The sequence below is a fragment of the Microbacterium sp. NPDC008134 genome (genome assembly GCF_042957055.1).
Lineage (GTDB): Bacteria > Actinomycetota > Actinomycetes > Actinomycetales > Microbacteriaceae > Microbacterium.
On the sequence record NZ_JBIBHO010000001.1, the window covers coordinates 479,316 to 505,065 of the forward strand.

General features: G+C 71.5%; 15 protein-coding genes. All 15 read left to right on the top strand.

The features are described from left to right. Nucleotides 1-21 precede the first annotated feature (21 nt). Entirely contained in the window at nt 22-1,011 is a 990-nt protein-coding gene (locus ACFY9N_RS02275; RefSeq protein WP_391476652.1) for an AAA family ATPase, read from the top strand. Next, nucleotides 1,008-2,378 carry a DUF58 domain-containing protein gene (locus tag ACFY9N_RS02280; RefSeq protein ID WP_391476653.1) on the top strand — a complete coding sequence of 457 codons (1,371 nt, stop codon included), beginning with the start codon at nt 1,008-1,010 and terminating at the stop codon, nt 2,376-2,378. The genes ACFY9N_RS02275 and ACFY9N_RS02280 overlap by 4 nt, the downstream gene beginning before the upstream one ends. Further along, nucleotides 2,375-4,924: a transglutaminase domain-containing protein gene (locus tag ACFY9N_RS02285; protein WP_391476654.1), complete on the top strand. Its 2,550-nt coding sequence runs from the start codon at nt 2,375-2,377 to the stop codon at nt 4,922-4,924. The genes ACFY9N_RS02280 and ACFY9N_RS02285 overlap by 4 nt, the downstream gene beginning before the upstream one ends. Further along, nucleotides 4,921-6,453 (top strand): DUF5684 domain-containing protein, encoded by a 1,533-nt coding sequence (locus tag ACFY9N_RS02290; protein WP_391476655.1) that lies wholly within the window; start codon nt 4,921-4,923, stop codon nt 6,451-6,453. Before ACFY9N_RS02285 ends, ACFY9N_RS02290 begins: the two co-directional genes overlap by 4 nt. Continuing rightward, nucleotides 6,450-7,277 (top strand): PP2C family protein-serine/threonine phosphatase, encoded by an 828-nt coding sequence (locus tag ACFY9N_RS02295; RefSeq protein WP_391476656.1) that lies wholly within the window; start codon nt 6,450-6,452, stop codon nt 7,275-7,277. Before ACFY9N_RS02290 ends, ACFY9N_RS02295 begins: the two co-directional genes overlap by 4 nt. Continuing rightward, entirely contained in the window at nt 7,274-7,999 is a 726-nt protein-coding gene (locus tag ACFY9N_RS02300) for a hypothetical protein (RefSeq protein ID WP_391476657.1), read from the top strand. The genes ACFY9N_RS02295 and ACFY9N_RS02300 overlap by 4 nt, the downstream gene beginning before the upstream one ends. 107 nt (nt 8,000-8,106) lie before the next feature. Then, the gene (locus tag ACFY9N_RS02305; RefSeq protein ID WP_391476658.1) at nt 8,107-14,256 is read left to right on the top strand and encodes an Ig-like domain-containing protein; all 6,150 of its coding nucleotides are present in this window, start codon (nt 8,107-8,109) and stop codon (nt 14,254-14,256) included. 58 nt (nt 14,257-14,314) lie between these two features. Next, complete coding sequence (locus ACFY9N_RS02310; RefSeq protein ID WP_391476659.1) at nt 14,315-15,286, top strand: AAA family ATPase; 972 nt, start codon at nt 14,315-14,317, stop codon at nt 15,284-15,286. Then, nucleotides 15,286-16,548, top strand: coding sequence for a DUF58 domain-containing protein (locus ACFY9N_RS02315; protein ID WP_391476660.1), 1,263 nt, complete (start codon nt 15,286-15,288; stop codon nt 16,546-16,548). Before ACFY9N_RS02310 ends, ACFY9N_RS02315 begins: the two co-directional genes overlap by 1 nt. Further along, entirely contained in the window at nt 16,545-18,971 is a 2,427-nt protein-coding gene (locus tag ACFY9N_RS02320) for a transglutaminaseTgpA domain-containing protein (protein ID WP_391476661.1), read from the top strand. The genes ACFY9N_RS02315 and ACFY9N_RS02320 overlap by 4 nt, the downstream gene beginning before the upstream one ends. Continuing rightward, nucleotides 18,968-20,332 carry an RDD family protein gene (locus ACFY9N_RS02325; protein WP_391476662.1) on the top strand — a complete coding sequence of 455 codons (1,365 nt, stop codon included), beginning with the start codon at nt 18,968-18,970 and terminating at the stop codon, nt 20,330-20,332. Before ACFY9N_RS02320 ends, ACFY9N_RS02325 begins: the two co-directional genes overlap by 4 nt. After that, on the top strand, nt 20,329-21,141 hold the full coding sequence (locus ACFY9N_RS02330; protein WP_391476663.1) for a PP2C family protein-serine/threonine phosphatase: 813 nt from the start codon (nt 20,329-20,331) through the stop codon (nt 21,139-21,141). The genes ACFY9N_RS02325 and ACFY9N_RS02330 overlap by 4 nt, the downstream gene beginning before the upstream one ends. After that, nucleotides 21,141-22,640 (top strand): FHA domain-containing protein, encoded by a 1,500-nt coding sequence (locus ACFY9N_RS02335; RefSeq protein ID WP_391476664.1) that lies wholly within the window; start codon nt 21,141-21,143, stop codon nt 22,638-22,640. Before ACFY9N_RS02330 ends, ACFY9N_RS02335 begins: the two co-directional genes overlap by 1 nt. Beyond that, nucleotides 22,637-24,298, top strand: a complete 1,662-nt coding sequence (locus ACFY9N_RS02340; RefSeq protein WP_391476665.1) for a serine/threonine-protein kinase — start codon at nt 22,637-22,639, stop codon at nt 24,296-24,298. Before ACFY9N_RS02335 ends, ACFY9N_RS02340 begins: the two co-directional genes overlap by 4 nt. After that, entirely contained in the window at nt 24,295-25,728 is a 1,434-nt protein-coding gene (locus ACFY9N_RS02345; protein ID WP_391476666.1) for an RDD family protein, read from the top strand. Before ACFY9N_RS02340 ends, ACFY9N_RS02345 begins: the two co-directional genes overlap by 4 nt. Nucleotides 25,729-25,750: the final 22 nt, after the last annotated feature.

Genomic DNA, 25,750 nt, shown 5'->3' on the forward strand with positions numbered 1-25,750 from the left:
GAGAAGAATACTGTTGCTCCTATGCCTGCTTCCTCCGCTGCACCCGTGACCATCGCCCCCGAACAGGCCGCCTGGTTCGCCGAGACGTTCTCGATCCTCACCGGCAACGTCGAGCAGGTCGTGCTCGGCAAGCGTCACGTCGTCGAGCTCGTGCTCGCGGCGGGCATCAGCGGCGGGCACGTGCTGCTCGAGGACTACCCTGGCACCGGCAAGACGGCTCTCGCCCGCGCGATCGGCCAGACCATCTCGGGCACGAGTACGCGCATCCAGTTCACCCCCGACCTGCTCCCCGGCGACGTCACCGGTATCACCGTGTACGACCAGAAGGCGGGCACGTTCGAGTTCCACGCGGGTCCGGTGTTCGCGAACATCGTGCTCGCCGACGAGATCAACCGCGCGAGCCCCAAGACGCAGTCGGCTCTGCTCGAGGTCATGGAGGAGGGCACCGTCACGGTCGACGGCGTCACCCGTTCGGTCGGCTCGCCGTTCCTCGTGATGGCCACGCAGAACCCGATCGAGCAGGGCGGCACGTACCGTCTGCCCGAGGCGCAGCTCGACCGCTTCATGATCAAGACGTCGATCGGCTACCCCGACGACGCGGCGACCATGCGCATCCTGCAGGGAGCGGCGCAGCCCACTCGCGTGCTCGACGGCATCGTCGGCACCGACACCATCCTCACCATGACCGAAATGGCCCGCGGCGTGTACGTGAACCCGCTGGTCTCCGACTACATCATGCGGATCGTCGACGCCACGCGCCGGGCATCCGAGGTGCGTCTCGGTGCCAGCGTGCGCGGCGCGATCGCGCTCTCGCGCCTCGTGATGACGTGGGCGGCGAAGAACGGCCGCACCTACGCGACCCCCGACGACGTGCGTGAACTCGCCGTCGTCGCGCTGGCGCACCGCCTCGTGCTCGAGCCCGAGGCCGAGTTCGACGGCGTGACCGCTGTGGCCGTGGTCGGCCAGATCCTTCTCGACGTCGAACCCCCGCGCGAGAACGGCACTGCGTGAGCTTCAACACCGAATCGCGCCTGACCCGCACCACCGCCGGCACGTCGACCTCGACGCGCACGGCGACGGTGACGCGATACTCGCGCACGCGCCGCGGCCCCGTGCGCGGGGCGGTGTTCGGCATGCGCCGGGCCGGGCGCTCGATCGGCCGAGCCGCGCACCGTACGGCCGGATGGGTGCGCGAGACGGTGACGGCCGCGGGGCTGCTCGTCGCTGCGGCCCTGGTGCTCGGCGTCGTCGCCGGTCTGCTGTTCGGGTGGGTCGAGGCATGGGCAGTGGCGGCGATCGCGCTGGTGCTGCTGATCGTCTGCATCCCCTTCGTGCTCGGGGCGCACGACTACCGCATCCACCTCACGCTCGACCGCGACCGGGTGGTCGCGGGCGCCGAGATCGGCGCGGTGCTCGACGTGCGCAACAACGGCACCCGCCTGTCGCTCCCCGGCGTGGTCGACGTGCCGGTCGGCGAGGGACTCGTCGAGGCGCACGTCCCGCTGCTGCGCCCCGACGGGCATCACCGTGAGGAGCTCACGATCGCGGCCCACCGGCGCGGAGTGATCGACGTCGGACCGATGACGATCACGCGCGGCGATCCGATCGGCATCCTGCGCCGCGAGATGCGCTGGCCCGAAGTGCAGCGCATCCACGTGCACCCCGTCACCGTGCGCATCCCGAGCACGAGCGCCGGTCTCATCCGCGACCTCGACGGCACCCCGAGCACGACGCTCGTCGACGCCGACCTGTCGTTCCACGCCGTGCGCGAATACGTCGTGGGCGACTCGCAGCGCCACGTGCACTGGAAGTCGACGGCCAAGACAGGCACGCTCATGGTGCGCCAGTACGAGGAGTCGCGGCACGCCCGCATCGCGATCATCCTCGACCTCGACGCCGAGTCGTACGACAGCGACGACGAGTTCGAGAACACCGTGAGCGCCGCGGCATCCCTCGCCCTGCAGGGGGTGCGCGACGGGCGCGACGTGCTGTTCTCGGTGAGCAACGAGATTCCCGAGCACAGCCGCACCGAGGTGCTGTCGATCCGCACCCTGCCGACCGTCACCCCGAAGGCGATGCTCGATGCGACCTCGATGCTCGACGCCTCCGATCGGGTCATGCGCCTCGAGGCCGTGGCCGCGCTGACCGTGCAGTCGTATCCCGACCTGTCGATCGGCTTCCTGCTCACCGGGTCGCGCACACCGCTCGACCGCCTTCGGCACGCCGCGGTGAAACTTCCCGCACAGGTCGACGCCGTCGCCATCCGCAGCGAACTGGGGGAGCAGCCGACGATGCGCACCGCCCGCGAACTGTCGGTGATGACCCTCGGAGCGCTCGGCGACCTCCCGCAGATGCTGGCCCGCGGAGCCCTCCGTTGAGCGGCACGCGCGCGACGCGCCGCGGCATCACCGGCACCGCGCTCCGCTTCTCGGCCCTCACGTTCTGGGCGCTCGGCTTCGTGGTCGTCGGCATCGCCCTCGCGACCGCCGCCGCCTGGCCCGTCTACGAATCACCGCGCGCGCTCGTCGTCGGCATCGTCGGCGGTCTGCTCGGCATGGGTGTGGCCGTGCTCGCGCGGGTACTGCGTTGGGGTGCGCTCCTTGCGGCGCTCGCCGCGGTGGCTGTGTATCTGATCGTCTCGGTGCCCCTCGCGATCCCGTCGGCGCTGTCGTCCGTGCCCGCGTTCCTCGGCGGCCTGCGCGACGCCGTGCTCGGCGTCGTGCTGGGGTGGAAGCAGATGCTGACGCTCGCCCCGCCGCTCGGCGAGTATCAGGCGGTGCTCGTCCCGTTCCTGGTCGTGATGCTGTTCGGCGGGTTCCTCGCCGCTTTCCTCGCTCTGCACCCCGGGCGGCGCGCGCTGGCCGCGGTCCCCGTCGTCGTCGCGATGAGCGTCTTCGGAATCGCCTTCGGACTGAGCGCGACGAGTTCGCCGATCGTCGTGCTCGGCATCGAGATCCCGGCCCCGCGCGAGTGGCTCATCGGGGTCGGCGTGTTCGCGGCCGCCCTGGTCTGGGTGATCGGTCGTGCGCGCATAGAGCGGGCGCAGGCACTCCGCATCGTCGCGGCGACCGGCATCTCGCGCCGATCGGCACCGGTGTGGCTCAGCATCCGTCGGCACCTGCTCGCGGGCGCGCTCGTCGTCGTCGCTCTCGTCGCGGGACTTGCGGCGGCCCCGGTCGCCGCCGGGTGGACAGACCGCTCGGTGCTCCGCGACGAGGTCGAGCCGATGATCGTCGTGCAGCAGCAGACGAGCCCGCTCGGCTCCTACCGCTCGTGGTTCACGGGCGACCGCCTCGATGAGACCGTGTTCGGCGTGCAGGGCGATCCCGGCGCCGTCGACCGCATCCGTCTCGTGACGCTCGACGCCTATGACGGCAACGACTTCCACATCGCGGAGGACGACCGGTTCAGCCGCCTCCCGCGCACGGCCGGCCCCGGGGACGGGCGCGTCGCCCTCGACCTCACTATCGGTGATGCCTATCGCGGTATCTGGGTTCCGGCGCCGGCCGGACTCGCCGAAGCGCCGGCGTTCGCCGGAGCGCGGGCGGATGCTCTCGCCGACGGGTTCCACATCGACGCCGACGGCGACACGGCGATCACGATCGCGGATGCTCCCGGCGGCGGGAGCGGCCTGGTGCCCGGCGATCGTTACTCGGTGCTCGTCGACGCTCCGGATGCCGGTGACGGGATCGCGGCGCTGCAGGGCGGTGACTCGACGCTCGATGCCGACGCGTTCCCCGCGCTGGTCGAGTGGGCCGAGATGCAGGAGCAGCCGCGCACGGGCGCCGGTTACGTCGAACTGATCGACCGCCTGCGGGCGCGGGGGTACCTCAGCCACGCCGTGCTCGACGATGCGGCGTCGGCCGGCTGGATCGCCGCGCTCGAGGAGGCCGAGGGATACGGCTTCGCGTCGAGCTACGCCGGACATTCGGCCGCCCGCATCGAAGAGGTCTTCACCGCGATGGTCGAGCAGGAGCGCCGGGCGGGATCGGATGCCGCGCCCGAGCTGCTTGTGTCGGCGATCGGTGACGACGAGCAGTTCTCGACGGCCGCCGCGCTGCTCGCCGAGCACTGGGGACTGGAGTCGCGCGTGGTCATCGGAGCGCGTCTCGCGGGCGCCGAAGAGGTGCCGGGGATTCCGGCCTGCACCGAGGTCTGCACGGGCGAGAGCATGAGCGCCTGGGTGGAGGTGCGCTCTCCCGGCGGCGAATGGATGCCGATCGACGTCACGCCGCAGTACGCGATGCTGCCGAGCGCGATCACCGAGGGCGAGCAGCTGCCCGAGCATCCGACCGTTCCGGAGCAGCCCCGCTCGGAGGCGCTCGACCCGCCGCAGGCGCAGAGCGATTCCAACGACGACGCTCCTCCGCTCGAGGCCCCCGAGTCGGAGTTCCTGGCCGCTCTGCTGCCGATCCTGCGCGCCACAGGCCTCGGTGTGCTCGCCCTCGTGCTCCTGACGCTTCCGCTCCTGGTGCTGCTCGTCGCGAAGCGTCGCCGGTCGCGCGCACGGCGCGACGCCGGCGACCCGGAGGTACGCCTCGCCGGCGCCTGGGAGGAGCTCGTCGATCTCTACACCGATCACGATGTCGTGATGCAGGCGCAGGGCACACGCGTGCAGCGCGCCCGCTCGACCGACCGTTCGGCGGCCGTGCGGCTCGCGGTGCTTGTCGATCAGGGCATCTTCGCGGGGCATCCGCCCACCGACGCGGATGCCGTCGCCGCCTGGCAGATCGTCGACGACGAACGGGCCGCACTGTCCGCGGCCGACAGCCGCTGGCGACGGCTGGTCGCGCGGCTGCGTCTGACCTCGTTGCTCAACCGTGCGAGGCCGACGAACGGCGTCGGTTTCTCGGGTCGTCGTCCGGTGATCGGTACGCTCGCAGTAGCCGAATCGCCCCACGACCGGCAGAAGGAGACCCCATGACACCGTCAGCAGAGTCCGGACTGCTCTCGATGATCCTCATCGGATGGGGTGTCGGCCTGCTCGTCGGCATCGGCATCTACGTCTGGTACGCGGTGGCGCTGTCGCGCCTGTTCCCGCGGCTCGGTGGAGAGGCGTGGAAGGGGTGGGTGCCCATCCTCAACGAGGCGGAGATCCTCGCCCGCGGTGGGGTGGCGGCCTGGAAGGTCATCTTCTCCCTGATCCCGATCCTGCAGATCTACGGCATCTATCTCAAGGTGATCGCGACACACCGCATCAACCAGCAGTTCGATCGCGGCGCCGGGTCGACCGTGCTCGCCATCCTGCTGCCGCCCGTGTGGGCCTCGATCCTCGCCGCCGGGGCGCCGCCGTACCCGGAGGGCGACCGCCTCGCGGCCCTGCAGCCGGGGCCGCGCCGCTCGCCTCAGCCGCTCCTGGCCCCCACGACGGGCGACACCCGTGACTACGCGCTCCCTGCCTTCGCTCCGCAGCGCCCCGCCTCGACGCACGCGAACGCGGCGCCGGCGGGTGGCTTCGTCCCGGCTCCCCGCCCGACGAACGGGCGAGCCGAGGCATCCGCTCCGTCCGCCGCCGGTAACACTGGGATGCCCGCCGAATGGCAGGCGTTCGCCCCCGCCCCGCAGGCTCCGGCTTCTGCGCCGCAGCCTCCGGCTCCGCAGCTCTCGACGCCGCAGCCACCGGCGCCATCCTTCGCGCCACCGGCGGCTTCCCTTGCTCCGCAGTCGCCGGCAGATCCTGCACCGGCCGCGCCTCCGGCCGCACCGCCGGCCGCACCGCCGGCAGCCCCGCCCGCCCCACCGGCAGCCCCGCCCGCACGGCCGGCCGCCTCGCCGGGGGAGTACCCGCTGCCGGAAGCATTCGCTCCGCGGCCGCCGGCCCACACTCCCGCAGCGCCCCCAGCCCCGCCCGCACCGCCGGCCGCCGCACCCGATGCCCCGGCATCGGTCGTTCCGCCGGTGCCGCTCATCGCGACTCCGCCGCCCGCCGCCCCGGCGACGCCTCCGGTGACCCGCCCCGCGCCCGACGCACCCCGGCCTGAAGCGGTCACGCCCGAAGCGATCACGCCCGCGGCCGAAGCCGAGGACTTCCTCGACGACGACCTCGCGCAGACCATCATCAAGCCGCGACAGGTCGCGGTCGAAGACGACCTCGAGGCGACCGTCGTCGTGGCCCGCAAGCGCGGGGTGCGCCGGTCGCTCGTGCTCGACGACGGTCGCACCTTCGCGCTCTCGGGCGCGAGCGTGGTGATCGGACGCAACCCCACCGGCGACCCGGGCGAGCAGCGTCTGTCGATCACCGACGCGACCCGCACCCTCTCGAAGACGCACGCGCGTCTCGTCGTCACGGACGACGAGTGGCGACTGACCGATCTGCACGCGACCAATGGCGTCGTCGTGGTGGCCGAGGACGGAACCGAGATCCTGCTCGACCCGGGCGAGAGCGTCGTCGGAACCGGGCGCTTCATCCTCGGCGAGGTCGGGATGCACGTGATCGCGGAGCGCGATTCGTGACCGTCGATCAGGTGGTCCTCAACGTCGCGTCGCTGACCGACACCGGTCTCAAGCGCGCCGCGAACGAGGACTCCCTGCTCACCGCCTCGCCCGTGTTCCTCGTGGCCGACGGCATGGGCGGGCACGAGGCGGGCGATCGGGCGAGTGCGGCGGTCGTCGCGGCGTTCGAGCCGCTCCGGGGCACCGCGGTCACGATCGACGACGTGCGCCTGGCGCTCGGGCGTGCGACGGCCGTGGTCGAATCGATCGCCGCCGCGCACAAGCAGGGCGCCGGCAGCACGGTCTCGGGAGTGGCCCTGGTCGAGCACGAGGGGCTGCCGCACTGGCTCGTCTTCAACGTCGGCGACTCCCGGGTGTACCGCCATCACGCGAACGATCTCGTGCAGTTGACGATCGATCACTCGCTCGGTCAGGAGATGGTCGACGCCGGCGAGCTGCGTCCCGAGGACCTCGCGACCTTCGCCCAGCGCAACATCATCACGCGCGCGATCGGAGCCGCCGACAGCGAGGCCGACAGCTGGCTGCTCCCCGTGATCGACGGCGAACGCCTGCTGCTCTGCTCCGACGGTCTCAGCGGCGAGGTGAGCGACGAGGCGATCCGCGCGACCTTGACGATGTGCGGGCGCCCGGAGACGGCGGCATCCGCCCTCGTCCGCCGCGCGCTGCAGGCGGGCGGTCGCGACAACGTCTCGGTCGTCGTGATCGACGTCGTCACCGGCGGCCTGCGCGCCGGACGCGACGACGACACGGCCGGACGCATGGCGGTCTCGGTCGGCACCGACTCGATGCTCGAGGGCACGACGATCCCGGTGCGCGCCCGATGACCGACGAGAGCATCGACGAGGAGACCGTCATCGTCACCCGCCGCGACCGTCGTCGGGCGGCAGCGCACGCGGATGCCGGAGCCCAAGCGGATGCCGCGCAGGCGGATGCGGCGCAGGTGGACGCGGCGCTGGCGGATGCCGAGGCGCACGTCGAGGACAACGAGGCGACCGTGGTGGTCGGGCGCTCCCGCCCCGCGGCATCCGATGTCGACGAGGCCACGATCGTCGTCGATCGCTCTCGGCCCGCGTCGGCGCCGGAGGGCCACGAGGAGACCGTCGTGATCGACCGCGCGCGCCCCGCGGCATTCGAGATGGACGAATCGACGGTCGTCGTCGATCGCTCGGGCGGCGCCGCCGTCGCACCGTCGGGCCTCGAGGAGACGATCGTGCGTCCGCGGCGTGGACGGCGTCGCCAGCGGAACACGGTTTTCGACGAGCCGTCCCCGCTCGACGACACGATCCCGCGGAGCGCGCTCTCGTTCGAGCGTCCGACCGCACCCGAGCCACCCGCCATCTACAAGCCCCGGCCCGCTCCCCTCGTGCCGACGGCACCGCCCGTGGTCGGCGGTGGCCCGGCGCCGACGCGCGTCGAGAACCCGGCGCTTCCGTCGGTGACGCGTCAGGCGATGCGTCGCAGTCGCGCGGCGCTCCTCGCGTTCCTCGGTGCCTGCGCGGTGTCGGTCGCGGGCCTGGTGACGCTCGGGTTCGTCGTCTCCGGCTGAATCGCGGCGTTCTCCGCCTCGACGAATCGCGCCGCCGGCGAGACGGCGAACTGCATGGGGAACTCTCCCCATGCGTTGGTATTCCGGCACGCGGTTAGGATGTTCAGGTGCGCCGCGCGGCCGAGGCCGCCCGGCAAGAGTCGAGCACGGACCTGTGGGGGGAGCACGGAATGAAGGCGCTGTCGTGGATGCGGGCACGACCGAAGACGCTGGCGTCCGCCGCCGGGGTCACCGTCGGCGTGATCGCGATCACCACGATGGCCTTCACCTACGAGGGCTTCCCGACCACGAAGGTCGACCTGAACGACGGCGGTGTCTGGATCACCAAGACGTCGAGCCTGCTGGTCGGCCACTTCAACCACGAGTCCACGGTGCTCGACGGCGGCCTGCGCACCACGGGTGAGAACTACGACATCCTGCAGGACGCCACGAACATCCTCGTCGTCGACGAGAGCGCCTCCACGATGACCGCGGTCGATCCCGCCCGCGTAGCCCTCGGCGACTCGGCCGCGATCCCCGCCGCCTCCAAGGTCGCCCTCGGCAACCGCACCACGGCGATCCTCGACCAGAAGACCGGCGAACTCTGGGTCGTGCCCGTGCAGGGCGTACCCGGCTTCGAGCCCGAGGTGCAGGACCCGGTCGCCGAGCTCGGCGCCGACGCCGACGTCGTGGTCGCCACCGACGGCACCGTCTTCGGGCTCTCGGCCGAGCGCGGCGAGGTCGTCACGATCCCGGTCGACGCCGAGGGCGAGGCGGGCGACCCCTCGGCCGCCTCCGTCGGCGAGATCGACACCTCCGCGCGCCCCACGATCACCGCGGTCGGTCGCACACCCGTCGTGCTCGACGCCGCAGCCGGCGTCGTGACGTCGCCCGGCGGCTTCCGCGCCGAACTCCCCGGGGCGAACGAGGCGGTGCTGCAGCAGGCATCCGCCGAGACGGATGCCGTCGCCATCGCCACCCCGGACGCCCTGGTGAGCCTGCCCCTCGACGGCAGCGAGGCCACCACGACCGCCGCGGGCGGCACCGGCATCCCGACCGCCCCGGTCTGGCTCCGCGGCTGCACCTACGGCGCGTGGGCGGGAACGGCGACGTTCATCCGCGAGTGCCCGGGCAGCACGAACGACGTCAACGCGACGGTCGAGGGCGCCGAGGAGTCGCAGAGCCTCGTGTTCCGCGTGAATCGCGACGTCATCATCCTCAACGACGCCGTCGGCGGCGCGGCCTGGCTGGCCGACGAGAGTCTGCAGCGCGTCGACAACTGGAACGACCTGACGCCGCCCGAGGGCGAGACCGAGAACGAGGACGACTCCACCGAGGAGACCGTCGAGACGACCCTGCCCGAGCGCAAGGAGGAGAACACCCCTCCGATCGCCGAGGACGACACGTTCGGCGTGCGTCCGGGCGTGACGACCATGCTCCCGGTGCTCGACAACGACAACGACCCCGACGGCGACGTGCTGGTCGCGACGCTGGCCGAGGCGCAACCGTCGATCGGTGAGATCCAGCAGGTGCAGAACGGCGGATCGCTGCAGATCGCCGTCGCGGAGGACGCGAAGGGCTCGACGACCTTCACCTACGAGGCCGACGACGGCCGCGGCGGCAAGGACACCGCGAACGTCACGCTCACGGTGTACGACGAGAGCATCAACACCGCGCCGGCGCCCAAGCGCAAGACGAGCCTCACGATCGAGACCGGCGGCACGGTTTCGTACAACATCCTCCCGGACTGGATCGATCCCGAGGGCGACGACGTCTACCTGAAGGACGTCGTTCCCGCTCCGGGTGACGAGGTCGACTTCAGCACCGACGGCCAGATCACCTACAAGGCGACCGCGAGCCTGCAGGGCCGCAAGGAGGTGCAGGTCACCGTCGCCGACGGATACGGCGAGAGCGCGACGGCATCCCTCACCCTCGACGTGCGCCCCGAGGGATCGACGAAGCCGAAGACCAACGCCGACCACGTCGTGACCCGCGTGGGCGAGCAGGTAACGGTCGCCCCGCTCGCGAACGACACGAGTTCGGGCCGCGAGCCGCTGCGTCTCGGACGCGTGAGCGAGGTGCCCGGCGCCACCGTGCTGCCCGACGCCCCGAACAAGACCTTCACCTTCTCGGCCGACAACCCGGGTACCTACTACGTGCTGTACCTCGCTACCGCCGGTCCCGAGAACGGCGAGGGCATCGTGCGCGTCGACGTGCTCGAGGCCACCGAGACCGATCTGCCGCCGGTCGCCGTGCGCGACGTGGCACTGCTGCCGACCGGTGGCGACGTGCTCGTCGGTGTGCTGGCGAACGACGTCGATCCCGCCGGCGGCATCCTCGTGGTGCAGTCGGTGTCGATCGAGGAGGACTCCGGCATCTCGGTGTCGGTGATCAACCACGAGACCCTGCGCATCACCGATCAGGGAGCGCTCACCGACCAGGCGCGCATCACCTATCGCATCTCGAACGGCTCGAAGTCGGCCGAGGGCGAGGTCGTGGTGATCCCGATCCCGGCACCCGACAAGCTGCTCCAGCCCGTGGTGAACGACGACACCGCGACCGTCCGTGCCGGCGACGTCGTCACGATCCCGGTGCTCGACAACGACACGCACCCGAACGACGACGTGCTGCACCTCGAGCCCGAGCTCGTCGAGCCGCTCGTCGACCCCGAGGACGGCGAGGCGTTCGTGTCGCAGGACACGGTGCGTTTCAAGGCGGGTCCGGTCGCGAAGACCGTCTACCTCACCTACGAGGCCGTCGATTCGCGTCAGCAGAAGGATGCCGGGTACGTCACGATCCAGATCCTGCCGATCGACGAGGAGACCAACGCCGCCCCGCGCCCGCAGGACCTCGTCGCACGCGTGCTCGCCGGATCGAGTGCGAACATCGCGGTGCCGCTCGACGGCATCGATGCCGACGGCGACTCGGTCGAGCTGATCGACATCGCGTCGAACCCCACGAAGGGGCGTATCACCGAGACCGCGCAGAACTACTTCACCTACGAGGCCTTCGACGGCTCGGCCGGGGTCGACGTGTTCAAGTACCGCGTGCGCGATCGTCTCGGCAAGGAGGGCATCGCCACGATCCGCGTCGGCATCGCACCGGCGGAGAAGGTGAACCAGGCGCCGTACGCGGTGAAGGATGCCGTCGTCGTGCGCCCCGGTCGTGAGATCGCGGTGCCGGTGATGGAGAACGACTCCGATCCCGAGGGCGACAAGATCACACTCGTCGAGGACGGCCTCGAGGTCCCGACCGACACCGGCATCGAGGCGCGCGTCTCGGGCGACCGCGTGCTCGTGCAGGCTCCCGACCGCGCGCTCGAGACTTCGTTGCAGTACACGATCCGCGACTCCCGCGGCGCGACCGCGAGCGCAGCGCTGCAGATCACGGTCGACGACGACGTGCCCCTGCAGGCGCCGATCGCGCGCGATGACCGCGTGCGGCCGACCGACCTCACCGACGGCACGATGGATGCCGACATCGATATCCTCGCGAACGACGAAGACCCCGACGGCACCACCGATCGGCTCGAGGTGACGCTCGGCGAGGGAGCCACGCAGCTCGAGAACGGCATGGTGCGGGTCACCGTGACGGAGGAGCTCCAGCTCATCCGCTACACCCTCACCGACCAGGACGGTCTCGCGGCATCCGCCTTCATCTTCGTGCCGGCCGAATCCGATTTGCGCCCGATCCTCGACTCCACCGAGCCGCTCGAGGTCATGAGCGGCGAGACGAAGGAAGTGCCGCTCGCGGACTACGTGACGGTCGCCGGCGGTGGCACCGCCCGCATCACCGAGCACGCCCGCGTGAGCGCCGTGCACGCGAACGGCGACGACCTCGTGCAGGACGAGACCACGCTGGTCTACACCTCGGCCGACGGCTACTTCGGCCAGGATGCGCTCACCTTCGAGGTCACCGACGGCACGGGGCCCGACGATCCCGAGGGGCGCAAGGCCACCCTCAGCATCCCGATCAACGTGCTGCCGCCCGACAACCAGCAGCCGGAGTTCATCGGCACCGAGATGGTCGTCGCGGCCGGCGAGGACGCCACGAGCCTCGACCTCGTGCCGCTGACGACCGACCCCGATCCCGAAGACGCCGGCGTGCACACGTACCGGTACGTGAGTGGCGCGGGCGACGGCATCAGCGCGCGCATCGACGGCCAGGAGCTGCTCGTCGAAGCGGGATCCGACGTCGCCAAGGGCACGGTCGCCTCGCTGAAGCTCGAGATCTCCGACGGTACGACGGAGCCCGTCGAGGGCACCGTCACGGTGCGCGTCGGGGCCTCGACTCGACCGCTTCCCGCCGCCAACACCGACACGATCTCGGAAGCCGACCAGGGCAAGAGCATCACGGTTCCCGTGCTCGCGAACGACTACAACCCGTTCCCGGAGACGCCGCTCAAGCTCATGAACGCCGCGACCGAGTCCGGGTCGGGCGGCGCCGAGGTGCAGGGCGACGAGGTCGTCGTGACCCCCGCCGCCGACTTCGTCGGAACGATGGTCGTGCGCTACCGCATTCAGGACGCCACGAAGGATCCCGATCGAGAGGCCAACGGCCAGATCATCGTGACCGTGCAGGGCGTGCCGGATGCCCCGGGCACCCCGACCGTGTCGAGCGTGCAGGACCGCACCGTCGTCGTCTCGTATTCGGCGCCGTCGAACAACGGTGCCGAGATCACCAAGTACACGGTGCGCTCGGTGACCGGCAACCCGTACTCGAAGGAGTGCTCGTCGACGACCTGCACCCTCGACGGCCTCACGAACAACGTGGAGTACTCGTTCCAGGTCACCGCGACCAACCGCGTCGGCGAGTCCGAGCCCTCGGGAGGCTCGGCGCTCGCGCGCCCGGACGCGCGCCCCGACACCCCGAACCCCCCGACCCTCGTGTTCGGCGACAAGTCGCTCGACGTGAGCTGGCAGACGCCCACCACCCCGGGATCGCCGGTCGAGAGCTACACGCTCGAGATCTCGCCCGCGCCGCCGTCCGGCGTGACGCAGAAGCAGGTCACGGGCAACTCGATGACCTGGGAGGGCCTCGAGAACGGCGGCAATTACCAGGTGCGCGTCCAGGCGCACAACCGCGCGCCCGAGCCGTCGAGCTGGAGCGGGTGGTCGGCATCCGAGATCCCGGCCGGGCCTCCGCTGCCCGCCGCCGCGCCCACGACCGCCGAGATCCAGGGCGTCGGCAACCAGGCGCAGATGCAGGTCTCGTGGGAGCCGGGCAGCGCCAACGGCGATGCGATCGACTCCTTCCAGCTCGAGGTGTGGGAGGGGAACACGCTCCGCAACACCCTCACCCCGAATGCCGGAGCGCGCACCCAGGCGGTGACCGTCGCGACCTCCGAGACGCCCTACACGTACCGCATCCGCGCGATCAACAAGGCAGGCTGGGGCGAGTGGAGCCCGATGTCGGCCCCGCGCCGCGGCGTGAACAAGCCCAGCGCACCGTCGTTCTCGTCGGTCGCCGATGGCGATCGCGCGCTCACGCTCTCGTGGACCGCTGGGGCGCTCAACGGCGCGAAGAGCAGCGAGGTGCAGCACCAGTACTCGCTCAACGGCGGCGGCAGTTGGGCGGCGATCCCGGGCAACAACGTGATCACCGGGCTGAACAACGGCACGACCTACAACGTGGTCCTGCGCTCGGTCTCGACCGTCGACGGCACCACCTACGCCAGCGACGGCTCCGCCACCCGCTCGGGTCGGCCGTACGGACCGCTCAGCCAGCCGGGACTCTCGTCGCGTCAGAACGCGACGAGCGTCACATTCGAGTGGAACGGCAACCAGTCGATGAACGGGCGAGATCTGCGATCCGTCGAGATCAACGTCGGCAACGGCTGGGAGGGCGTCGGCGCGACGGGTTCGCGCACGGTGGGCAACGGGTACAGCCAGACGCACTCCATCACCGTGCGCGTGACCGACAGCGCGGGGCAGACGATCTCGCGCTCGACCAGCGAGACCTCCGGGCCCAAGCCCGACCCCCGTGCCTGGGTCACCTCGACCGGCAACGCCAACGGACAGGACAACTGCAACGACGGCACCTGCGCGTACTTCTACGTCACGGGCCGGGACTTCCCGGCCAACAAGACCATGTACCTGCAGTGCGCCAGCAACGCCCCGGCACCGTACGGCGGCACGTTCGGCGGCCGGAATATCACGACCGACGGCAACGGCAACATCGACCAGCAGATCGGCTGCTACCTCGGCATGCGCCGCGGCACGATCGACGCGTGGGTGGTGCTCGACGGCAAAGCCTACGAACGCCGCACCTGGCAATGACCCCGCACGACACCCCCGCAGGCGAAGCACCCCCACGAGAACAGGGAACGACACACTCATGACCATGACTCCCGAACAGGCCACCTGGTTCCAGGGCACCTTCCACCGTCTCGTCGAGAACGTCGACAAGGCCGTGCAGGGCAAGCAGGAGGTCGTCGGTCTGGTGCTCTCGGCGATGCTCGCCGAAGGCCACGTTCTGCTGGAGGACGCCCCGGGCACCGGCAAGACGAGCCTTGCGAAGGCGCTCGCCGCCACCGTGCAGGGCACCAGCACGCGCATCCAGTTCACGCCCGACCTGCTGCCGTCCGACGTGACCGGCGTGACGATCTACGACCAGCAGCAGCACAAGTTCGAGTTCCACAAGGGCCCGATCTTCGCGTCGATCGTGCTCGCCGACGAGATCAACCGTGCCTCGCCGAAGACGCAGTCCGCGCTGCTCGAGGTCATGGAGGAGTCGCGAGTCACGGTCGACGGCGTCACGCACGAGACCGGGCGTCCGTTCCTCGTGATCGCGACGCAGAACCCGATCGAGCAGGCCGGAACCTACAAGCTGCCCGAGGCGCAGCTAGACCGCTTCCTCATCAAGACGTCGATCGGCTACCCAGACCTCGCCGTCACCGAGAGCATCCTGGCCGGGGCATCCGACCGCAATCCGTCCGCCGGCCTCGCCGCGATCATCACCACCAGCGCCGTCGCCGACATGGCCGACCTCGCCGCCACGGTGCACGTGGAGCCCGCCGTGCTGCGCTACACCGCCGAGCTCGCCGAGGCGACCCGCACCGACCAGGCGACGCGCCTCGGCGTCTCGGTGCGGGGTGCGATCGCCATGATCCGCATCGCGAAGGTCTGGGCCGCCGCCCACGGCCGCCACTTCGTGCTGCCCGACGACATCAAGGCCCTCGCCCGTCCCGTCTGGCAGCACCGGATGCTGCTCGACGCCGAGGCCGAGTTCGCCGGCACGTCGAGCGAGACCGTGATCGCCCGCGTCCTCGACGCCGTCGCGGCCCCGCAGGCGCGAACGGCGGCCTGATGACCACGGAGGCCCTGCAGAGCACGCAGCCCACGATCGACCGCGACGCCGGATGGCGTGACATCGCGGCGGTCGTCGGTGTGCGGATGCTCGCGCGCCTCCGTCTCATCGCGCAGGCGGTGCGTCCGCTCGCGTGGGTGCTCATCGGCCTCGCGATCGGGTTCTGGGTCCTCGGGCAGATCGCCGGGTGGGCGGAGTTCACGATCGCGGCCCTCGTGATCGCGATCGTGCTCGTGCTCTGCGCCCTGTTCCTCATCGGACGCACCGCGTACGACGTCTCGCTCGATCTCGCTCGCACGCGCGTCGTGGTGGGGGAGCGCGCGATCGGCGCCCTCAAGCTCGCGAACCTCGGGACCCGCGCCATCCTGCCCTCGCGTGTCGTGCTGCCGGTCGGGTCGGGCCGTGGTGAGTTCGGCATCCAGCGCCTCGCTCCGGGCGCCGAGGCCGAGGAGCTCTTCGCCATCCCCACCCAGAAGCGCGGGGTCGTGAAGGTCGGGCCGGTGAGCGTCGTGCGCGGCGATCCGCTCGGCCTCTTCGAGCGCGCTCGCCGCAGCGACGAGCCCGTCGACCTGTTCGTGCACCCGCGCACCATCCTGTTCGACGGTCAGTCGCTCGGTTTCCTTCGCGACCTCGAGGGGATGCCGGCGGCCGACCTGTCGCGCGACGACGTGTCGTTCCACGCCCTGCTCGAGTACCAGCCGGGCGACGACCTGCGCCACGTGCACTGGAAGTCGACCGCGCGCACCGGCACGATGATGGTGCGCCAGTACGAGGAGACGCGGCGCTCGCACTTCGTGATCGGCCTGTCGCGCTCGACCGGCGATTACGCGAGCGACGAGGACTTCGAGCTGGCGGTGTCGGCGGCCGGCTCGATCGGCCTGCGGGCGCTGCGCGACTCACAGCGCGTTGACATGCGGGTGCAGGGCAGGGAACTGCCGTCGAGCACGGGTAAGCAGCTGCTCGACTCGCTCTCGGCCGTCGAGAACTCCAGGCCCCGCGACGGCGGCATCGCCGACCTCGCCGGCGTGCTCGCCACGAGCATGCCGCTCGCCAGCATCGTCGTGCTCGTGTGCGGCTCGAAGGTGCGCACCGAGGACCTCCGGCTGGCCTGCTCGCGCCTGCCCTTCGGAGCGCGCGCGCTCGCCATCGTCACCGACTCCACGCTCGCCTCGCCTGAACTGCGGCGCATCGGCGAGGCCGACGTCGTCACGATCGGTGCCCTCGAGCAGATCCCCCTCGCCTTGCAGAAGGTGCTCGCATGACCGCCCCCGCGATCCCCACGGCTCCGGCGACGCTGCCGCTGCGCCGCTGGATCCTCGATCTCGTCGCCACGGCACTGCTCGTCGGCGCGATCCTCCTCGGGTTCTGGCCGACGTTCGCGGGCGGCTCGTTCCTTCCCGCCGCGATCGGGGGTCTCCTGCTCGGTCTCGCGGTCGCCGCGGTCTCGGCCTGGCGTCGCTGGGGCATTCTGATCATCGCCGGCCTCACGGTTGCCGTGTACTTCGTGTTCGGCGGTGCGCTCGCCCTGCCCGCCACGACGATCGCCGGCTTCGTGCCGACCCTCGAGACCCTCCAGCAGCTCGCGCTGGGCGTGGTGACGTCGTGGAAGCAGATGCTCACGACCGTCGCCCCGGTGTCGGCGGCCGACGGTCACCTGATCGTGCCGTTCCTGCTCGCGCTCGTGGCCTCGGCCGTGACGGCCTCGCTGGCGCTGAAACTGTCGAACGTCGCGTGGGCGCTGATCCCCGCGGGCACGTTGCTCGTGCTCGTGATCGCGCTCGGTACTCCCGAGCCCGCGTTCCCCGTCGTGCAGGGACTCGTCTTCGCGGTCGTGGCCATCGCCTGGCTGGCGCTGCGTCAACTGTGGGCTCCGCAGAACTCGGCGGTGTCGGTGAGCGAGGTCGACCCGTCGCGCGCGGCGCACATGCGCCTGCGCCGGTTGTTGGCCGGTGCAGCGGTGCTCGCCATCGCCGCGGGAGCGGGCATCGCGTCGTCGGCCATCGCCGCTCCGGCCGAGACGCGCCACGTGTTCCGCGACGTGATCATCCCGCCGTTCGACATCCGCGACTATCCGAGCCCGTTGCAGGCGTTCCGCAAGAACGTGCGCGACGAGAAGGTGAAGACGCTCTTCACCGTGCGGGGGCTGCCCGAGAACGCGCGCATCCGCATCGCCGTCATGGACCAGTTCGACGGCATGGTCTACAACGTCACCGATGGTGGACCGGGGTCGTCGAGCGCGTTCACGCCGCTGCGCTCCGACATGTCGCCCGAGGCCGAGGGCATCCCGGTCACGCTGCAGGTCGAGATCGCCGAGTACAGCGGGGTGTGGGTGCCGGATGCCGGTGCCGTCTCCGAGATCGAGTACACGGGCGACCGCGCCGAAGAGCTACGTCGGGGCACGTTCTACAACACCGAGACCGGCACTGCGGTGGCGACGTCGCGGCTCACCGCCGGTGACACGTACACGGTCGACACCGTGATCCCGAACGAGGTCGACGACGACCGGCTCGCGGAGGTCGCGTTCGGCAACGTGAACCAGCCGAAGCAGAGCAACGTGCCCGAGGAGCTCACCTCGCTCGCGGCCGAGACGGTCGCGGATGCCGAGTCGCCGATCGAGCAGGTGCGTGCACTCGAGACGATGCTCGCGGATGGCGGGTTCTTCAGCCACGGCCTCGAGGGCGAGGTCATCTCGCGCGCGGGCCACACGGCGGAGCGCATCTCGACGCTCGTGGGCGGCGACCAGATGATCGGCGACGACGAGCAGTACGCGGTCGCGATGGCGCTGCTCGCCCGTGAGGTCGGCATCCCCGCCCGTGTCGTGATGGGGTACTACCCCGACGAGGAGGACGCGAAGGCGGCGGAGTTCGCCGCGACCGGCGACGACGTGCACGCCTGGGTCGAGGTGAACTTCGAGGGGCTCGGGTGGCTGCCGTTCAACCCGACCCCGCCCGAGGACCAGGTGCCGAACGATCAGAACACCAAGCCGCGGGTCGACCCGAAGCCGCAGGTGCTGCAGCCGCCGCCCCCGCCGCAGGAGCCGGTCGACCTGCCCCCGACGCTGCCCGACGACCGCAAGTCCGAGGACGAGACCCTCAACATCCTCGGCATCCTGGGCGCGATCCTCGCGATCGGCGGAATCACGCTCGCGATCCTCGCGATCCTCGCCTCGCCGTTCATCGTGATCGGGGCGTGGAAGGCGGCGAAGCGCCGTGCGCGTCGCACCGCTGCGCGCACCTCCGACCGCATCAGCGGCGGCTGGGACGAACTCACCGATCGCGCTACCGACTACGGCGCCCGGATCGCGCCGGGCGGAACGCGCGTCGAGGAGGCCGCGACCGTCGTCGCGACGCTCGACGTGCCGAACGCGGCCGTACTGGCGCAGCGAGCGGATGCCGAGATCTTCGGTCCGACCGAGCCCACGCCCGCCGACGTCGAGGCGTTCTGGAGCGAGGTCGACGACATCGTGGGCGGTCTGGGCAAGGAAGCCGGGTTCTGGAGACGCTGGAAGGCGCGGGCGAATCTGCGCTCGCTGCTCGGCGGAACGGCCCTGTCGCACGGGTTCCAGAGCCTGAAGGATGCCGCCGCCGCCCGTGTCGCGGACTCCTCGAACGCGCGAGCGGGCCGGGAACCTGGCACGATCGAGAACAACGACCGCACCACCGCCTCCGAGAGCGAGACCCCATGACCCAGCTCCCCTTCGGTCAGATCGCCCCGATCTCCCGGCGCGCGGTCGCGTACCTCATCGACGCGCTGATCGCCGGCGGCCTGGCGATCGTGCTGAGCGTCGTGCTCGGCGTCGCCACCGCTCTCTCGGGCGGGCTCGAGGCATCGCTGATGACGGTGACCATCGGGGGGCCTCTCGTCAGCCTCGTGCTGCTGGGCTGGTTCGTCGTCTACACGAACATGCAGGCAGGTGCAGGGTCGATCGGTATGCGGGCCCAGGGCGTGCGACTCGTGTCGGAGACCGACGGATCGCCGATCGGGTTCGGCCGGGCGCTCCTGCGCAACATCATCTTCGGTCTTTCCGCCGGCATCGTCGTGGGCTACTTCACGCCGCTGTTCGACGGGTCGGGTCGCTTCCAGGGCTGGCACGACAAGGTCGGCCGTTCGCTCATGCTCGATGCGCGTGCCCCGGGCGGGATCACCCCGATCACGGCCCCGGCGACCACCGCGGTGCCGACGGTCTCGGCCCCGACCGGCGCGTTCCCGGCGTATCCTGCGCCGGTGGCCCCGTCGCAGCCGCCCGCGATCCCGGGTCTTCCGCACCCCGGGTCGTACGGTGCTCCGGCTCCGCAGGCTCCCGCGCACACCCCGGTCTCGCCGTATGCGCCTCCGGTCGCCCCCGGGCAGACGCCGTCCGCTCCTCCCGCGGCAGCGGTTCCACAGGCTCCGCCCGTTCCGACAGGCGCTTACTCGCCGTCGGCACCCGTGTTCCCGGCTCCTGCGACCCCCGCGGCGCCGGCCGCGCCGATCGGCGAGGGCGGCGACTTGATCGCCTTCGTCCCCGGTGTGACGCAGGATGCTCCGCCGCAACCGCCGCAGACCGCGGCTCCGGCCCCGGCGGCGGCAGAGCCCACCGCAGAAGCGCCCGCCGCTCCCGAGCCGGTCGCCCCGACCGCGGCGCCCGCAGCTCCGTCGGCTGTGCCCGTCGCCTCGGCGCCCGCTCCCGCCCCGGCACCGGTCGAGGACCCCGACGTCGAGTCGACCCGCATCAGCATCCCCGGGCACCGCCTCATCTTCACGTGGGACGACGGCACGCGCGTCTCGGTCTCGCGCCGCACGATCTTCGGTCGCAACCCCGCCGCGGAGGAGGGTGCGGCGACCGTCGCCGTGCGCGACGAGACGCTCTCGCTCTCGAGGACGCACTTCGAGGCCGCCGCCGAGACCTCGGGTGGCTGGGTGCTCGACCGGCACTCCACCAACGGCACCACGATCGTGCGTGAAGGTCAGCGCATCGCCTGCCCGCCGGGGCAGCGCGTGCCGGTTCGGCTCGGCGACGCCATCGAGATCGGCGACCGCATCGTCACGGTCGGAGGCTACGCATGAGGCCCGGGCTCGTCGTCACGTCGGGTGCGGCGACGCACGCGGGGCTGCGCCGACCGCTCAACGAGGACGCCTACCTCGCGACGTCGCCCGTCTTCGTCGTCGCCGACGGCATGGGCGGGCACGAGGCGGGGGAGCGCGCGAGCGCGGCCGTGATCGCCGAGTTCGCCTCCTCGATCGGGCGCACGGCGCTCGCGCTCGATGATGTGCGCCGGGCGCTCGCGACAGCCCGGGAGCGGGTCGAGGAACTGTCGACCACGGGCAACGGCCGCGCGGGCACGACCCTGAGCGGCGTCGTGATCGCCGACGTCGACGGCATGGGCTATTGGCTCGCGGTGAACATCGGCGACTCGCGCACCTATCGCTTCGCCGACCGCGAGCTCGAGCAGATCACGGTCGACCACTCGGTCGTGCAGGAGCTCATCGAGGCAGGGGAGCTCACACCGCAGGATGCTCTCACCGACCGCCGCCGCAACATCATCACTCGCGCGATCGGGGCCTCCAGCACCGGCGACGCGGACTACTGGATGTTCCCGGCCGAGCTCGGCGATCGCATGCTCGTGTGCTCCGACGGGCTCACCTCGGAGGTGTCGGATGCCCGCATCCGCGACATCCTCGGCACGACGCCCGACCCGCAGCGCGCAGCCGACGCGCTCATCGAGGCGGCCGTCGCCGCCGGCGGGCGCGACAACATCACCGTCATCGTCGCCGACGCCGTCTCGGTCGCCTCGCGGCCGGGCACGCTGCTCGCGACCGACGACGACATCGACATGAACACGCGTCCGCGTGAAGCCGCAGGAGGGGGTCGCTGATGCAGACCATCTATCGCCCGGGCCACTGGAATCTGCTCGTCATCCCCGGCGCGCTCGTCGCGCTGCCGCCGGATGCTCCGACCGAGGTCGTGTCCACCCTCTGGGAGCGCCTTCCGGCGCACAAGACGCTGGCGACGGTGGTCGACGTGCTCACGACGCAGGCAGGCGGGTCGTTCACCGCACTGCCGCCGTTCGTCGCGGCGGTCGCGGAGGGTGCCGATGTGCGTATCGCACTGCGCGGCGGCGTCGCTGCCCGCGTCACCGCGGCCGACGGCGCGCACGAGCTCTCCGGCGCCGAGGTGACGACGTGGAGCGAGCGCTTCGTCGGCGGAGCCACGCGTATCGAGATCACGGTCGAGTCCGTCGAGGGCGAGGCCGGCCTGCCAGTGCATACCGGTATCGTGCGGGCGGCCGCAGTAAGCGCCGATCTCGAATCCGCCGACGCCGCCCCGCTGACGGGAGCGCTCGGCCCCGCGCCGGTCGTCGTCGCGACGGACGATGGTGCCTCGGCGTCGGCGCTCGCAGCCGCCGCCGTGCCGCTCGCCCTGTTCGGGGGAGCCGCGCTCGGAACGGATGCCGCGATCAGCGCCCCGCTCGTCGGTACCGTGCCAGTGCCCCCGCAGGTCACGCCTCCCCCGGTCGTCGCCCCTCCGGTGGCGGCCGCACCGCCGGTCGTCACGCCCCCTCCGGTGGTCGCACCGCCGGTGGCGCCGGGAACGGCGCTGCCCGAGGCGATCGCGCCAGAGGCGATCGCGCCCGAGCCTGCCGAACCCGAGCCCGCCGAACCGGCGCCCGTCGATTCGGCGTCCCCAGAACCCGCGCCCGAAGCGTCGCCGGTGACCGAGGAGATCCCCGAACAGTCGGCGGAGTCGGGTCCGGTCTCGGTCATAGATGGGCATACTCTCGTGCCCACGGAGACGATCACGCCGGACGACGACGACCTCTTCGACCAGCTCTTCGGCGAGACGGTGCACACCGCTCCGGAGCGCGGCGTGCCGGAGCCCGCCGCCCCACCGGTGCCGCCACTCCCCGCTCAGGGCGACCACGACGGGGCGACGATCTCGGCCGCCGAACTGCGCGCCCTGCGCCAGCAGCCGGCTTCGGCCGACGAGACGCCGACCGCGGTGCTGCCCGTCGCCGGGGCATCCGACGGCTCGACCACCGGCCGCTTGCGGGTGTCGAGCGGACAGGTCGTCGAACTCGACCGCACCGTGATCATCGGACGACGTCCGCGTTCCACGCGGGCCAGCGGGGCGAGCCTCCCGCACCTGATCGCGGTCGAAAGCCCGCAGCAGGACATCTCTCGCAGCCACCTCGAGGTGCGCCCCGAGGGTGACACCGTCGTCGTGATCGACCTGCACACGACCAACGGATCGACGCTGCTGCGCCCCGGCGCCGACCCCGTGCGCCTGCACCCGGGGGAGCAGACGCTCGTGCTCACCGGTGACGTGGTGGATCTCGGCGACGGGATCACCGTCGCCTTCGAGGATCTGCCGTGAATCGGCGCCCGTCCGCGCCTCCCGTCCTCCCCGGTTTCACCTATGTCGAACCGCTCGGCACGGGCGGGTTCGCCGACGTCTTCCTCTACGAGCAGGAGATGCCGCGACGCCGAGTCGCGGTGAAGGTGCTCCTCGCCGACCGCATCTCGAGCGCGTCCGCCCAGGAGTTCGCCGACGAGGCCAACGTCATGGCGATGCTCTCGACGCACCCCGCGATCGTCACGATCTACCAGGCCGGCGTCGCGGGCGACGGCCGCCCGTATCTCGTGATGGAGTACTGCCCGCGTCCGAACCTGCAACTGCGGGCGCGCAAGGAATCGTTCTCGGTGGCCGAAGCGCTGCGCGTCGGCGTGCAGGTCGCCGGAGCGGTCGAGACGGCGCACCGCGCCGGTGTGCTGCACCGCGACATCAAGCCCGCGAACATCCTCGTCACCGAGTACAACCGGCCGGCTCTCACCGACTTCGGCATCGCGTCCACCACCGGAGCGACGACCGAGGCATCCGGAATGTCGATCCCGTGGTCTCCGCCCGAATCGTTCGCCGAGCCGCCCACGAGCGGTCCGCGCACCGACGTCTGGGCACTCGGGGCGACGCTGTTCACGCTGCTCGCCGGACGGTCGCCGTTCGAGCGCCCGGGCGAGCGCAACTCCAGTGCCGACCTCATCGAGCGCATCGAACGAGCGGCGCTCCCGCGCCTCGGCCGCCCGGATTCGCCCGAGAGCCTGCAGCGGGTGCTCGAGCGCGCCATGTCGAAGAATCCCGACGACCGCTACCCGAGCGCGGTGGCGTTCGCGCGGGCGCTGCAGAAGGTGCAGATCGAGCTGTCGCACTCGGTCACCCCGATCGACATCGTCGACGAGCATCCGTCACCGGAAGAACTCGAAGACGACGACGACGGCCTGACCCGCGTGCGCGAGGTCGTCAGCATCGATCCGGATGTCGCGACCTCGACGCGCCCGTCGGCCACGACGCAGCGCCACACCCCGTACCCCGCACCCGACGTGCCGCGATTCGATGCGCCGGTCGCACCGGCGGCGTTCGAGCAGACCCAACTGCGTCCCTCGGCCGCACCCGCGACGCCGCCCGTGTACGACGACGAGCCCACACTGCTGCGTCCGCCCCAGGTCGTGGCCCCCCAGGGGGCTCCGTTCCACCCCGCCCCTCCGGCTCCGGGAGCCGCTCCGTCCCCGGGCGTCCCGCAGGCGCCGGGCGCCCCGTCGGCACCGGCCGCCGCGGAACCGCGACGTTCGCGCACGGGTCTCTGGGTCGGTCTCGCCGCCGCGGCCGTGGTGCTCGTGATCGGTGGGATCGTCGGACTCAACCTCCTCGTCGCAGGTCTCGAACCAGAGCCCGCGCCCCAGGCATCCGAAGACGCGCAGCCGCAGGACGTCGTGCCGGATGTGGTGCCGACGCTCGCCGCGCCCACCGGCACGCGCGAGGGAGCGACCGTCACCTTCACCTGGACGAATCCGTCTCCGCAGGAGGGCGACACGTATCTCTGGCACCAGGTGCGCCTCGACGACACGGGCGAGCAGAAGCAGATCGAGGAGTCGACGGTGCAGATCGAGAGCCCTCCGGGCGAGACCGTGTGCATCGAAGTGATGCTGCGGCGTGACGACGGACGAGCCTCGGAGCCGGTGCGGGGGTGCGTGGAGTGATCTGGGAGATCGACGAGAAGACGGAGACGATCGAAGGACTCGACGCGGCGGGCCGGCCGGATCCGGCCTACGCCACGGCGCTCGGGTTGCTGAGGGCTCCGTTCGGACGCCGTTCGCTGGCGTTCGTGGTCGACATCGCGATCTGGGTGCTGCTCCAGTTGCCGTTGTGGATCGGCGCCGTGCCGTTGCTCCTCAAGCTGGCGACCGGAGCGATCTCGCCGTACGGCTTCCTCAACCACCCCGACTTCGTGCTCGCCGTGGTGATGGCCTCGATCTCGACCGTGCTGAGCCTCGTGCTACTGGTCGTGCAGTTGGTGCTGCACGGGCGTCGGGGCGTGACGATCGGCAAGGCTGTGGCGGGCATCCGTTCGGTGAACGTGCGCACGCTGGAACGGCCCAAGGTCGCCCCCGTCCTGCTGCGCTATCTCGTGGTCGCGGCCGCGGGGATCGTGCCGGTGCTCGGCTCCGCGCTGATGCTGGCGTCGCCGACGTTCGACCCCGACGGCCGCGGCCGGGGGCTGCATGACAAGGCGGCGGGCATATGGCTCGTCGACGTGCGCAAGGGGTTGAACCCCTACGACGAGAAGCGGATGCGCGTCGCCCGCAAGATGGTGAAGGCCGACCCGCGGCCGGAGCGCTCGGCGCTACCGTCGCTGGCGACGCCCGTCGACCCCTCGGTGCGCCCCGAGTACCGCCCCGGTGGGCGCGTCAGCGCCGGCGTTCTGGGCGTCGCCCGGCCGCACGAGTCGCACGACCGGCCGGCAGTGGGACTCTCGCTCGCGACCCCGACAGCGGATGCCGACGCCGTGCCCGGTGAGGCTGGGAAGCCGATTCTCGGGGGCTACCGCGCCCCGGATGCCGAGCGCCCGTCGGCGCCGGCAATGCCGGTCGTGCCGGCCGCGCCGGTCGTGCAGGTCCCGCCCGCACCCGCCGCACCGGCACCTGTCGCACCCGCACCGGCCGTTCCCGTGCCGGTGGTTCCTGCGCCGGTCGCTCCGGCCCCTGCCGCGCCAGCCGCCGAATCGGCGCCCACCCCTCCTCCTGCCGCCCCCGCGCCTGCGGCGGCTCCCGCGCCCGCGGCGGCTCCCGCGCCTGCAGCCCGACCCGCGCGCTTCGCCCTTCACCTCGACACGGGCGAGACCCTCGTCATCGAGGCTCCGGTGCTGCTCGGTCGCAACCCCGATGCGGCACCGCATCCGGGTGCGCACGCGGTGCCGCTCCACGATGACACGCGCTCCCTGTCGAAGACGCACATGCTCGTGCGCCCGGTCGACGGCGGGCTCGAGGTCATCGATCTGCATTCGACCAACGGGTCCGCGCTGATCCGCGGGGGTATCGACCTGGCCATGCCCGCGGGCACCGTGGTCGCCACGACGGAGGGCGACAGCATCCGCCTCGGCGACCGCGTGTTCGCCGTGGTGCGCGCATGAAGCACCGTGACCGAGAGATGAC

What these genes read in the sequence shown, in the direction of transcription:
- ACFY9N_RS02275 (WP_391476652.1), top strand. Translation starts at nt 22, where the DNA reads ATGCCTGCTTCCTCCGCTGCACCCGTGACCATCGCCCCCGAACAGGCC.
- ACFY9N_RS02290 (WP_391476655.1), top strand. Translation starts at nt 4,921, where the DNA reads ATGACACCGTCAGCAGAGTCCGGACTGCTCTCGATGATCCTCATCGGA.
- ACFY9N_RS02300 (WP_391476657.1), top strand. Translation starts at nt 7,274, where the DNA reads ATGACCGACGAGAGCATCGACGAGGAGACCGTCATCGTCACCCGCCGC.
- ACFY9N_RS02310 (WP_391476659.1), top strand. Translation starts at nt 14,315, where the DNA reads ATGACCATGACTCCCGAACAGGCCACCTGGTTCCAGGGCACCTTCCAC.
- ACFY9N_RS02315 (WP_391476660.1), top strand. Translation starts at nt 15,286, where the DNA reads ATGACCACGGAGGCCCTGCAGAGCACGCAGCCCACGATCGACCGCGAC.
- ACFY9N_RS02320 (WP_391476661.1), top strand. Translation starts at nt 16,545, where the DNA reads ATGACCGCCCCCGCGATCCCCACGGCTCCGGCGACGCTGCCGCTGCGC.
- ACFY9N_RS02325 (WP_391476662.1), top strand. Translation starts at nt 18,968, where the DNA reads ATGACCCAGCTCCCCTTCGGTCAGATCGCCCCGATCTCCCGGCGCGCG.
- ACFY9N_RS02330 (WP_391476663.1), top strand. Translation starts at nt 20,329, where the DNA reads ATGAGGCCCGGGCTCGTCGTCACGTCGGGTGCGGCGACGCACGCGGGG.
- ACFY9N_RS02335 (WP_391476664.1), top strand. Translation starts at nt 21,141, where the DNA reads ATGCAGACCATCTATCGCCCGGGCCACTGGAATCTGCTCGTCATCCCC.